This is a genomic window from Paenibacillus sp. BIC5C1, from assembly GCF_032399705.1.
Classification (GTDB): domain Bacteria; phylum Bacillota; class Bacilli; order Paenibacillales; family Paenibacillaceae; genus Paenibacillus; species Paenibacillus taichungensis_A.
This window is the reverse complement of the sequence record NZ_CP135922.1, coordinates 2,306,901-2,320,144: the sequence shown is the minus strand read 5'-3', so window position 1 is coordinate 2,320,144 and position 13,244 is coordinate 2,306,901. Positions and strand designations below refer to the sequence as shown.

9 protein-coding genes are annotated in these 13,244 nt (G+C 46.7%); all 9 read right to left on the bottom strand.

The window, feature by feature from the left end:
• Position 1: 1 nt before the first annotated feature.
• Positions 2 to 1,441 (bottom strand): NAD-dependent malic enzyme, encoded by a 1,440-nt coding sequence (locus RS891_RS10610; protein ID WP_113052714.1) that lies wholly within the window; start codon positions 1,439 to 1,441, stop codon positions 2 to 4.
• Between the two features lie 196 nt (positions 1,442 to 1,637).
• Positions 1,638 to 3,710 carry a beta-galactosidase gene (locus RS891_RS10605; RefSeq protein ID WP_315795243.1) on the bottom strand — a complete coding sequence of 691 codons (2,073 nt, stop codon included), beginning with the start codon at positions 3,708 to 3,710 and terminating at the stop codon, positions 1,638 to 1,640.
• A gap of 34 nt (positions 3,711 to 3,744) precedes the next feature.
• Positions 3,745 to 4,854, bottom strand: a complete 1,110-nt coding sequence (locus tag RS891_RS10600) for a glycoside hydrolase family 53 protein (protein ID WP_113052716.1) — start codon at positions 4,852 to 4,854, stop codon at positions 3,745 to 3,747.
• 32 nt (positions 4,855 to 4,886) lie between these two features.
• A complete protein-coding gene (locus RS891_RS10595) occupies positions 4,887 to 5,765 on the bottom strand; it encodes a carbohydrate ABC transporter permease (RefSeq protein ID WP_062321957.1) in 879 nt (292 codons plus the stop codon).
• A 29-nt stretch (positions 5,766 to 5,794) separates the two neighbouring features.
• Positions 5,795 to 6,685 (bottom strand): ABC transporter permease, encoded by an 891-nt coding sequence (locus RS891_RS10590; RefSeq protein ID WP_062321959.1) that lies wholly within the window; start codon positions 6,683 to 6,685, stop codon positions 5,795 to 5,797.
• A gap of 249 nt (positions 6,686 to 6,934) precedes the next feature.
• Positions 6,935 to 8,641, bottom strand: a complete 1,707-nt coding sequence (locus RS891_RS10585; RefSeq protein ID WP_376033083.1) for a type 2 periplasmic-binding domain-containing protein — start codon at positions 8,639 to 8,641, stop codon at positions 6,935 to 6,937.
• A 103-nt stretch (positions 8,642 to 8,744) separates the two neighbouring features.
• Positions 8,745 to 10,367 (bottom strand): response regulator, encoded by a 1,623-nt coding sequence (locus RS891_RS10580; protein ID WP_315795242.1) that lies wholly within the window; start codon positions 10,365 to 10,367, stop codon positions 8,745 to 8,747.
• Between the two features lie 84 nt (positions 10,368 to 10,451).
• Positions 10,452 to 12,197: a sensor histidine kinase gene (locus RS891_RS10575; protein ID WP_315795241.1), complete on the bottom strand. Its 1,746-nt coding sequence runs from the start codon at positions 12,195 to 12,197 to the stop codon at positions 10,452 to 10,454.
• 331 nt (positions 12,198 to 12,528) lie between these two features.
• On the bottom strand, positions 12,529 to 13,227 hold the full coding sequence (locus RS891_RS10570) for a hypothetical protein (protein ID WP_113052719.1): 699 nt from the start codon (positions 13,225 to 13,227) through the stop codon (positions 12,529 to 12,531).
• Positions 13,228 to 13,244 lie beyond the last annotated feature (17 nt).

The following is a 13,244-nucleotide window of genomic DNA, read 5'->3' as shown; positions in this document are numbered from 1 at the left end:
CTTACACGTCCCCGCCTTCGCGAGTTTGTTCACGCGGTATACGTCTTGCAACACCGGTCTTGACCGCTGCTTCAATCACGCGATTGCGCATCGATTTGACGATTTTATCATTGAACACACTCGGAATAATATAATAACGGGTGCGCTCTTCATCCGAAATGGCTGAAGCAATCGCCTGAGCTGCTGCGAGCTTCATCTCCTCATTAATCTCACTGGCACGGCAATCCAGCACGGCTCTGAACATACCTGGGAAACACAATACGTTATTGATCTGATTCGGATAATCTGATCGCCCTGTAGCCATGACAGCAACGATATCTTCCACCACAGACGGCATAATCTCCGGTACCGGATTCGCCATGGCGAAGACAATTGGGTCGGCGGCCATGGTTTGCACATCTTCCCGGGTTAACAGATTACCTCGTGACAGACCGATGAAGACATCTGCCCCGCGAATCACATCACGAAGTGAGCCTGTCTCCAGTTCTGGATTGGTACGAGCCGCATAATCGCTCCATACTTCATTTTCATAGGTATTCGTCCGTACCAGCGCACCTTCACGATCAACTCCGACAACCCGACTCGCACCCGCGGACAGCAGAATATTACTGCACGCCACACCTGCTGCACCAATACCACAGACGACAATTTTTACATCTGTGATGGACTTGCCAACCAGCTTGAGCGCATTGATCAGACCTGCGTACAACACAACTGCTGTACCATGCTGATCATCATGAAATACCGGAATGTCCAGTTCCTCATTCAGACGACGCTCAATTTCAAAGCAACGTGGTGAAGAAATATCCTCCAGATTAATCCCGCCAAATGCTGGTGAGATCGCTTTCACAGTTCGAATGATTTCCTCAGTATCCTGTGTATCCAGGCAGATCGGGAAAGCGTCCACTCCTGCAAACTGTTTGAACAACATTGCTTTACCTTCCATGACTGGCATCGCGGCTCGTGGTCCAATGTTGCCGAGTCCAAGCACGGCACTACCATCCGATACTACGGCAACCGTATTCCGCTTGATTGTCAGCGAAAATGCTTTTCCAGGCTCTTCTGATATAGCCGAACATACCCGGGCCACATCCGGTGTATATACGCGTGACAGATCTTCCCGGTTATGAATCGGGACCTTCGGAGTAACCTCAATCTTGCCGCCCAAGTGCAGCAGGAACGTCCGGTCCGATACGTTTATGATGGATGCCCCTTTAAGCTGGCGCACCCCTTCTATAATTTTGCTGTTATCTTGTGCATCCGTTACAGCGACAGTTAAGTCGCGCACACTTACATCCTGATTGGTCGAAATTACGTCAATGGCGATAATGTCTCCACCAGCTTCCGAGATGGCCGAGGCCACTTCGCCAAACTTGATGTCTTTTGTTGTCATTTCCAGCCGAATAATAAAGCTATTACCGTCTAAATTCCTTTGATTCATTCCAATTCCTCCCAGACTGAAAGTCATGAGTTGCAATGTTACCTGTTTGTCTTCGCTGCGCGGACACGTTTATCCTTTATCTTGCCCAGAAAAAGTACTCAGCGTGATCTAAATACGACAAAAAGGACCACCCTCTCCGTCTGAACGAGACGTTAAGGGTGACCCTTCCTGCATGCTACATAAGTTGAACTAAAGATTATTTACGCTCAGCCGCTCTGCGCAGTACTCTGATATCATATGGCTGCAAATCCAGGCAGGCCTCCACAGCATCACCACTCAGCAGATCACTATAGGACTGGTTGTCCAGTTGTACTTGCTTCGGCTCCGGTGTATAGTTCTGCAAAAATACATAATCTGCTGTGCCATCAGTACGAATGTGTGCTGTAACTCCAGCAGGAAGCTGGGTTTCAAGAGCACGCTCAATACCCAGATCAGCGAGTAGACTGCCATAGAAATCATCGTAAAATGGAGCCTTGAAACGTGTCGCCATATAATAAGCTTTACCTGAACCAAGACGGTTAACGGTCAAAGCAGGCCGTCCAGCATAGAAGTCGGAGCGATATGTCGCCAGCGCTTCTGCACCTTCCAGATGAATCAGGTCGCATAATTCGAAAGCATCATACTCGGCATTCAGTTGAAGCTCGTTGCCTTGCACAGGCACAACCCCATTCAGATCACGGTCATGCAAGCCGTCAATCTCTTCTGACCAGATCCCCAGTGTCTTGCGAAGCGGTCCAGGGAATCCTCCCAGGAAGCACAGATCATTCTCATTTACGATACCTGACCAATACGTGGCTACAAATGTACCGCCATTTTCCACGAATCGCTCAATGCGTTCGCCGACGCCTTCACGTACCAGATAGAGCATAGGTGCGATGAGCAGTTTGTACTTGGAGAGATCAGCATCCATGTCGATAACGTCCACAGGAACACCTTTTTTCCAAAAGGCATCATAATGCCATTCTACCGTCTGCTCGTACTTCACTCCGATGTTACGCGGTCCTTGGGAATCCTTTACTGCCCACCGGTTTTCCCAGTCGAAGATGATGGCAACTTCGGCCGGAACGGACGTTCCAACCACCGCCTGCATTCCTTCAAGTGCCGTTCCCACATCAGTAACATCTTGGAACACACGGGTATGTTCATGCCCAACATGGTCCACAACCGCTCCATGAAGCTTTTCACTCGAACCCCGGCTCTTTCTCCACTGGAAGTATTGTACACTGTCCGAGCCATGCGCTACCGCTTGTAAAGACGCCAGCAAATGCATGCCCGGACGTTTCAATTTGCTGGTCTCTTGCCAGTTAGTTGAGCTTGGTGTGCTCTCCATCAATAGAAATGGCTGCCCACCCTTAATGGAACGAACGATATCGTGCATCATTGCTACTCTGGATGCGAGTGTATCCTCTTCGTCCGCATCATGCCATGTCGGATAACTGTCCCATGACAGGAAATCCAGAATGTCAGCGAACTTCCAGTAGTTCAATCCTTCATAAAATTCCATCAGGTTGGTCGTTACTGGCAAATCGGGGTTTTTGGCCTTCAGCGGTTTCGTTTCATGTACAATAAAATCAGCGGTCTGGTCGGTGACAAACCTGCGCCAGTCCAAATTCATCGCATGGACCTGTGTCTCTCCGTGCGGGGCAGGAGACTCCACTTGACTCCAGTCTGTCACGGTATGGCTCCAGAAAGTTGTCCACCATGAATGATTCAACTCATCCAGAGTGCCGTATTTGTTTTTCACCCAGCCGCGAAAAGCTTCCTGACAATGATCACAGTGGCAATCCCCGCCGAATTCATTGGAAATGTGCCAGCCTATTACTGCGGGATGATCCGAATAACGTTCTGCAAGTTTGGTATTGATTGCAGTAACCTTCTCCCGGTATATCGGAGATGTATAACAATGGTTGTGACGGAAGCCATGCAGGTTGCGAACGCGATTGGCTCCAACACGCAACACTTCGGGATACTTGGCCGACATCCAGGCAGGTCTTGCACCGCTTGGGGTAGCCAAAAATGCGTAAATTCCATTTGCAGCAAACGTATCCAATACATGATCAAGCCAGTTAAACGTGTATACACCTTCTTCTGGTTCAAGGGATACCCATGAGAAGATGCCAATGGACATTACATTACATTTGGCAAGCTTCATCAGGCGGATATCTTCTTCAAGGACTTCAGGATAGCGGAGCCATTGCTCCGGGTTATAATCTGCACCATGCAACATCTGAGGTGCTTTGGAACTTACGGGTGGATATTTGTATGTCATGCTGACAACTCCTTGTTCATTTCATTTTAATTATCTATTTGATTAATGCAGCACTCTGCTGCTCATCCAATGCAGTGTCAGTTTCCTCTCCAGCCTTCAGTGCTGAAAACGATTGCAACTTCTGACCCTTGAAGTCAAACATCGTCAGGTTGCCCCAGTTATTCGGATGTCCAACAGACCACTCTTCCTTGCTAGGAATCCAGGCAGGCTCCCAGTAATAGAACCCTGCTCCGAGACCGCCGGGAACCTCACGAATAATTTGCAGCAGATCCTTCAGATAACGCGTCTGTCCTTCCACACTTGCCGGATACCCGGGCAGCAGCAGTTCTTCCTGATTCAGAATCCACTCATGGCCTTCAGGCTGCTGCAATGTCCAAGGATAAGCGGTTTCAACCACATTGATAGGTTTGCCATAGCGTTTAGCCAGATCATGCAGATTATCACGCAGTGCATCCAGTGTTCCGTGCCACCAAGGGTAATAGGAGAGCCCAATGATATCGAACTCTACACCAAGCGCTTCAAATCGATCATAAAACTTGCGACTCTCCGCGTTATCACCACCGCGGTCTATATGAATCATAATTTTAATTTCTGAATCAATCGATTTAACAGCAGCGATGCCATACTTCACAAGTCCAGCAAAACGCTCCCACTGTTCGTCGGTATCATGCTCTTCCCCACCAACACGTCCTTCATCCCATAACATGCCCGGTGTAATTTCATTCCCCACTTGGACCATGTCCGGCAATGCATCATGCTCCTTGAGTGTTCTCAGCACATCTGCCGTATAAGTACATACCTCACGCTGCAGTTCCTCATAGGACAGCTTCTCCCACGCCTTTGGCTTCCATTGATTGGCTGGATCAGCCCAACGATCGGAATAATGAAAATCCAGCAAAAATTGCAAGCCTTGTTCCTTGATCCGTTTGGCAACTGCTACCGTCCGCTCCAGATTACAGAATCCGCCTACAGGATCATTCCAGATCCGCAACCGAATTGCATTGGCATCACCCAGCTTGAGAAGGGTCAGCAAGTCCGCCTGCTGTCCATGCTCATCACGATAGCTCCCACCATGCTGCTCAATTTCATCCATAAATGACACATCCATTCCGAGAATGAATGCCTCTTCCTTTAAATGACTCACTTCATCAACCTCCGTTTAATTTAGATGCAGGCTCAGCCTTTAACCGAGCCCAAGGTCATACCTTTGACAAAGAAGCGCTGCAGGAATGGATACACAATGAGGATTGGCGCACTTCCGATAAAAATTTGTGCCGCTCTTACTGTGGTTTGAGAAATGGTTTCCATCTCTTTCGGGTTCATGGCCATCGTACTCATATCACGTTTGATAATTACGGTCTGCATGAAAGTGGCCAGCGGATAATCCTTGGCATTGTTCATGTAGAGCAATCCGTCAAACCATGAGTTCCAATGAAATACCATGCTGAACAACGCAATCGTGGCGATCGATGGCATGGAAATCGGCAGGAAGATACTGAACAACGTTCTGAAGTGATTGGCACCATCCATCAGCGCCGCTTCCTCAAGCTCTTTCGGAATGCCTCGGAAAAAGTTTAGCATCAGAATAACGAGGAAGGTATTAACAGCTCCAGGAAGCACCAGCACCCAGAAAGAATCCATCAGACCGATCTTCTGGATGACCATATAGAAGGGAACGAGACCCCCATTGAAGATCATACTAAAAACAAAAATCCATGAATAGACGGTTCTTCCTTTAAATTCATTATTTTCTTTCGACAACGGGTACGCCGCCAAAAAGGTAATCAGCAACGTAATTCCCGTACCAATGACTGTCCGCAGCAAGGAAATCCAGAGAGAATTTAGGAAAATCGGATTATTCATCGTTTTTTTGTATGCTTCAAGTGAGAACCCTACCGGCCAGAGGCTGACGAGGTTGGCATCTGCGGCAGCCTTGTTACTGAAGGATACAGCCAGAACGTGAATCATCGGTACAATACACATAATGGCAACCAAAATGAGAAAACAAATATTGATGACATTGAACACGCGATAAGGCGTTGATTTATGATACATCGTGGTCCCTTCTTTCTCTGTTCATTCGATTAGAATATGCGATATCCGGCGTATTTCTTGGCTAAGCTGTATGACACAAGGATCAAGACCATGCTGATAACCGATTTAAATAATCCAATGGCAGTCGCGAAGCCCATCTCTCCATTTTCCAGCGCCGAGCGATAAACGAATGTATCAATAATGTCGCCCGTTTGATATACAAGCGGGTTGTACAGATTGAAAATCTGATCGAACCCGGCGTTAAGTACGTTACCCAGTGCCAGTGTCCCAACCACCATCAGCATCGGTACAAGAGACGGGATGGTAATATGCAGCGTCTGCTTCCAACGACCCGCTCCGTCAATCTCTGCTGCTTCATACAGCGCCGGGTTAATGCCGGCAAGAGCAGCCAAGAAAACAATCATGTTATAGCCGAATTCCTTCCACACATCCGTCAGAATGATCGTCGGTCGAAACCAGCTGTTATCTCCAAGGAAGAAATATGGCCCAAGTCCGAATGTCCCCAGTACCCGGTTCACCAGTCCCCCGGTGGATAACAGATCAATCAGAATCCCGCCCAGGATAACCCAAGACAAGAAGTGAGGCAGATATACCAAGGTTTGGATCGTTCGCTGGATCGCCATCTTGCGAACCTCATTGAGCAGAATCGCGAACACAAACGGGACAAACAAGTTAAAGATGAGTTTGAGCACAGCAATAATCAGTGTATTCCAAATGACTTGCAGGCTGTCCTCGCGTTCAAACAAATATCTAAAATTATCTAGCCCGACCCACTCCGAGCCGCTGATGCCGAGCCATGGTTTGTAGTTCTGAAATGCCATAACAATTCCGCCCATAGGCACATAACTGAATATGATCAAAAAGATGATGGCTGGCAGCAGCATTACGTGAAATGGCCAAGTTCGTTTTAAAGTTCTCATGATTGCTCCCCCTGTAATTCTTCCTACTCAAGTACTCCCTGAGTGGCTTATACAGCGATTATATCAACCGTTTGCATAGGTCAAACAGCACATAAAAGCAATATAAATGGCACAAAAGCAACCAGTTTGGACTCGCTGTTATTCCAGTCATTCATCCAGTGCTGACCCGCAACTCCCCAATGTAAAATCAAGCTCTAATAACGACAAAAAAAGCGCGCAGACTTGGTTCGTCTGCACGCCCTTGTATCCTTATTTTTTCACACTGTCATACCATTCGTTGACCTCTTGTGTAATTTGGTCGCCGCCACCCGATTTCCACGTTTGTACAAATGTATCGAACGCATCAACCGGATTTTTGCCATAAATAATTTCGTTGAATGCTTGATTCTCAATTTTGTTCAGGTAGTCGAGCTTAGATTTCATCGTTGCAGTCGTTGGACCGGTAAACATGTTTTTGAACGAGATTTCTTCCTGACTGAGCAATACTTTTGCAGCAGCAGGGGTTTCTGGCCCATAGTTTACGGCTACATCCTTCTCAAGCTTCGTCTCAGGCTCTTTGCCATCCGCCAGATTCATTAAGGCTTTCATCTGAGCATCCGGAATACGAGCGCCGTCACGAACGAGCAAATAACGTACAACGTTCACATAGCCGCCTTCGATTTGGTCAATCGGCATTTGTTTGCCATTGGCATCCAATTGATAGTCATACTTAGCAAACAGGCCATTATCATACGGGCTACCCGGTGCCGGATCTGCATAATTGTCAAAAAGGTAGTTCTCATACGTGAAGAATGCTTCAGGGTGCTCCATGTCTTTCTTGATCAGAATGACACCGTTAACAAACTGTGTACCGTGGCGCATCGCTTTGCCTTCTGGGCCAGTCGGGATTTCAATCGGTTTCCAAACGGCACTTGGCACATTTTTCACCGTATCCAGAAGCGGCCATCCGCTCATCCAGTATGGACCTGGGATAATACCGGCTGTACCTGCGACTGCTGGCTCTGCTGTTTTGTTCTCATCCCACAATGCCGCTTCCTGCGGGATATATCCTTTTTTGAGCCATTCGCTTAATTTGGTCAGACCTTGCTTCATGCCAGGGTTAATGGAACCATACTCCAGCTTGCCATCTTCAGCTACATTCCATTGGAATGGCAGTGTTCCGTATGCACCAAAGATCCAGGATGGATCACCCATCCATGTGTTCATGGATGTTTTGAAACCGATGCTCAGTGGAGTAACCTTGTCTGGAGCTAATCCATCAGGATTTTGATTTTTGAACGCATCCATGACTTTTTCCAGTTCATCGATTGTTTTTGGCGCCTCCAGATTCAGCTTGTCCAGCCAGTCCTGGCGAATCCACAGCAGATAATCATTGTTGTACGCATAGTCAAGTACGGGAATACCCATTCTTTTGCCGTCACGGCTATACTGGTTCCATACATTGGGATCCTGCTCCATCGCTTTTTTCCAAGTGTCGGAAGCATATTTGTCGAAAAGTGGACCCGCTTCCTGATACATGCCGGAATCAATCAGATCCTGTGCAAGCAGGTTGTCCCCTACCGTTACCACATCAGGCATCTCCTGACCGGAAGACATCGCAAGACGAAGTTTTGTCGCGAATGCGTTGTTCGTATCCGTAACAGACCATAAGGATTTGATTTCAATTCCAAATTTGTCTTTGGCCCATTTGGTTGCCACGTTATTTTCCATTGATTCGCCATTTTTGAATTTTAGTTCAGGATCAATTCCCCATGCCGTTGTAATGGTTACTGCAGGATCATATTTTTCTTTGTATTCGTTTTCAACAGCTGGCGCACTTGATGCCTCGCTATCTCCTCCGCTATTTCCTCCTGTACAGCCTGCAAGGACGCCGGTCAGACACACCGCCGTTGCGAGAAGCGACAGTAATCTCTTTTTCGTGGATTTCGCTCTCAATGTTGTTCCCCCTTCAATCATTTTGGTTACCCTTTCATTATAGGCCTGCCGGGTCTTTCAGCCTATGTCACGAAAACAAGATTTCTGCACCTTTGGCAACCTATATATTGGAATGATGTTGAAATTATGCCTGATCCCGATATTCATTCGGTGTCATCCCGTAATGCTTTTTGAACATTTTGCTGAAATATTGCGGATTTTGGTACCCTAGCTCACTCGTAATCTCGTATATCTTTTTGTTGGTGTTTTTGAGCAAATACAATGCACGCTCCATCCGCATGCGAATCATATAATCGCCCAGCCCCTCACCTGTCTCGGCTTTGTAGATCTTGGACAAGTAAACGGGATGCAAATACACCTTGTCTGCGATCATCTTCACGGACAGATCCTGTCCTGCGTCTCTCGTTACCATCTCCTGAACCTGCTTGATGACGTGTCTGCGGCTCTGTACTCCTTCGTGATCCGATAACTCCTCCTGCAGCTTGGCAAGCATCTCAGTTGCCCAGCGGCGAAGTTTGTCAGGTGATTGAATCAACTGATGAGCGAGCAGCAGGTCGAATCCCGCATGATCAATTTCATGTACGAGATGTCCTTGCTTGTGCGCGATATACATAAAGGCATTCGTTACAGATAAATACATCTCATATACATGCTCTCTTGAGAGACATACACGTTCTGCTGCATCAAATACGGCATTCAGTTTACGTGCCGCTGCCTCCCACTGTTTGGTTTCAAGCAATTGAGGCAGTACGGGTGGCTTATAGAGCTCTTCAAGCGCTTGAGCCGCATCATTCTCCGGTCGTTTCGACAGTTCTGTATCCATGTAAATAATCGTATTTTCCTCTGGACCCGATAGAACGAGTGATCCTAAACCTTTACGATAAGCGGTCGTCAGATCGGCAAATTGAAACGGTGCTGTCACCACCATGGACAGATCGCCTTGCAGATATCGAATAACATGCTCGCGGAAAGTCCCAACTGGTTGCTTCAATTCATCCACATTTGTCTGAGCTGGCTCCGTCCAGCCCTGATTCTGTATAATCATGACTAGACTCTCATGGGGACCTCGCCCAAACCATACGTTGAAATGCGGACCAAACACCTCTTCGGCAATATTACCAACCGCAAACTCCATCAAATCCAGTGATTGCTGATCCATTGCCGAGAACCGGCCTGTAAGGCGAATTAGCATCATAACTGCCGGTTGATCCGGCTGAAGCACAATCTCATACTTCTCAAGCTGTTCACCCAGTGCTCGTGCTGTAATCTCGCGGCCCAATAACAAATCATGCATCAGATTCTCCCGCAAAATTTTATAATCTGACTTCCGGCTGTATAACAAGCGATGGTATTTATCAAATTCATCCCAATCATCCCGAAGGGACGTGATGGCAGCAGAGACCGAAGCCATGAATTCCTCATCGTTCACCGGCTTGAGAATATAATCTGCAGCCTGCAGTTGGATAGCTTTTTTGGCATATTGAAAATCACTGTGTCCGGTCAGCAGGATACAGCGTATATGCGCCCATCGACTGCTTACCTCCTCAACCAGCTCCAGCCCGGACATGCCCGGCATTCGAATATCGGTCACCACGAGATCCACTGCATTCTCTTCTAAGATCCGCAACGCTTCCTTGCCAGATGCCGCACGCAAAACTGTCGTCACCCCGAGCTCGCCCCAGGGAATGGTCAATTCCAGACTTTCCGTTACATACGTTTCATCATCCACCAATAAGATATCAATCAAGACAGTCACTCCTATCCGCTTCGTTATGCAATGAAATCTATCGTTCTTATGCTGTAGTCATTTAAACACTCTAGTTCTATCCTACTATTCAAGAAGAGATTTCTCGGCAGCAGGCCAAGACAAGGTAACACGCAACCCACCAAGCGGTGATTCCGTAATGCTAATTCCCGCCTGTTCCCCATACCTGAGCTGAAGACGCTGATTGACGTTCCACAACCCACACCCCATCTCTTGATCCATACCTCCTGTGAGTTTGTGAAGCAGCATATGCCTGTCCAGCTCACCCATACCTTGCCCGTCATCATCGACGGTAAGAATCATCATGCCATTTCTCTGTTCTCCCGACACCCGTATTTCCCCAGCTTCGGCATCGGTTTCAATTCCGTGAATAACCGCATTCTCTACAAGTGGTTGTACGATGAGAGGTGGTACCTCTTGCCTCAGGATGTCTTCCGATAATTCAATTTTGAAACGTATTCGGTCCATGCGCATCTGCTGAATCTCCAGATAACAGGTGACGAACTCAATTTCCTCTGTGAGCGGCACCACGTCACGTTCCTGCCTCGTTGTATAGCGATAATATCGGGACAAATTATGCGACATAGCAACGACAGCATCGACACGCTTCAGTTTGGCCATGCTCGTAATGAATGAGAAACAATTATAGAAAAAGTGTGGATTAATCTGCGATTGCAGCTGTTTCAGCCGGGCTTCACGCACATGAATCTGTTCCAGATACACGTGTTCGAACAACTGCTGAATCTGCGCCACCATGGAGTTGAATCGTTCGGACAAAAAGCTGAATTCATTGCGTCCTTTGGGTGTAATTCGGACTGAATAATCCTCCTGCTTCAATCGTTGGAATCCACGAATCAACTGTTTGACAGGGACCTGGACCTGTACATATAACAGATAGGCAACAGCAAAGCTCATTAATAGCAGACAAATCATGGCCGAATAAAATAATATGTTGGACTGATGAATCGGCTTCAGAATAGCTGATAATGGCATGTAATCAACTAGATACCAGCCAGTCGTGCTGGACTTTACCGTATTAACCATGTAAGGTTCACCGTCAATGACTACCGTCCTGTTATCGACATCTTTAAGCTTATCAATAGCCAGATTATCCATCAGCTCACCTGTCAGGGCACGATCTGAGGTTCGGTTATAGATTACCCCTGTCTCTTCCCGGTAATAGAAGGGGTCGTGGCGACCATCGTCCTTAAATTTGTCCAGCATATCTCGAATGTTGTCACTGTCGAATTCAAGCTTGATCACAGTCTGCGCATTGGCTGCGGGATCGCTAATGCCGTAGGGAGATACGGTGATCCAGCTGAAGATGAATTTATCATCTTCCCCCTCCTGAGTCTTTCGAACATTCCATCCGGATGAAATGTTGCCTCGCAGCGTTTGCTGATCGTAATAACCGGCATCTCGTTCAGAGATGACCCTGCCCAGCGTCGGCGAATAAAGGTACAGTTTCGTGGTCCAGTTGGATGAACTTTCCTGAATACTCAGCTTGTTCTGAATACGTTTAACCAGATTGATCGTGTCCAGATCGAAATATTTACTGTCGGCGTAGATCCGACGGAAGCTCGCAATATCGGGATCATGAATGAGCAGATTCGGCCATGAGGATAACAACTCGATGTGTGTATTCACTTGATTTTGAAAAAACTCCAGTTGGTTGCTGTTTGAGCGATTGAGCTCATCCCGTAGAACTGCTGTCGTTTTATGGTTGGAATACCAGTACAGCAGGACGACTGGAACAAGCATAATTAGAATTAAAATGACCATTTTGGAAAATAGATTCGTCCGGTATGACATCTTCTTACCTCACCTTGCCTTCATTAGTCAGTGAATCTAATTTTAACGATGAAAGCGTTAAACATAAACTTTTTTTTCTGGGCGAATCCGTTTTACAGCTCAACTGTTACTCCTGACTTAATCTCATTAAAGAGATTCTATATATATCGTAAGCGTTATCATATAGATGCATAAAGGTGACAAAACCAACTTTTCTGCACTAATTGCAACTTCCACGCAAAAAAGAGCCGACAACCGTCAGCTCTTTTCTAAACACAATATATTGGATATTTTCTTTTAATTCAAAATACACTTCTTATGTATTCATTCTATCTTGCTAACACAGTATCTATTATGGAATATCGTAATCAAACACCGTATTCTCTCCATCCACGGCGACATCCAAAACAATATCGGTTAGCTTTCCATTCACTTGCAACGGGGAGTCAGCTAATCCGGAAAACGCCAGTTGACCCTTAAATGTTCCATACGGCTCAATTTCTATATGTACAGGCTTGAGCTCGACAGACTGCAGGGATTCATAGAGCGGATCATCATGATGTTTGTAACTGCCGGCCAAATCAGGCAAGAGTACAGCTGCTACAGACTCTCGGGTGTAATTTTTGAGTGTCAGGTCACAGTTTACTCGTGTAATACCATTGTCCAGTACATCATAGGTACAGGAACTATCATTTTGGACATAGGAAACACCATTGATACCGGAAGCTCCCCATTTGGCTACGTACATTAATTTATCCGTCATGTAGGAATAACTGAGAACGATAGCGAGAACAATCAGCCAGAGACGTTTGGCCAAAACCGGATATAATAGCATGATTTCTTTGCGTGTAAGATAGTAGCTGCACGCTAATATTCCCATTCCAAAGAATATCGTGATATGAACACCACTTACGTAGGATGTGGTATAAGGCGACATGCCTATAGCAGACAACATCGTGTCCCCCACAGAGAAACCGAGGTGATGCTTAAACGTAAAAATGATGCCAAACAGCAATAACATCGCAGAGAACACAAGTCTGGTTCTCGACACACGAACACCCCCTAATC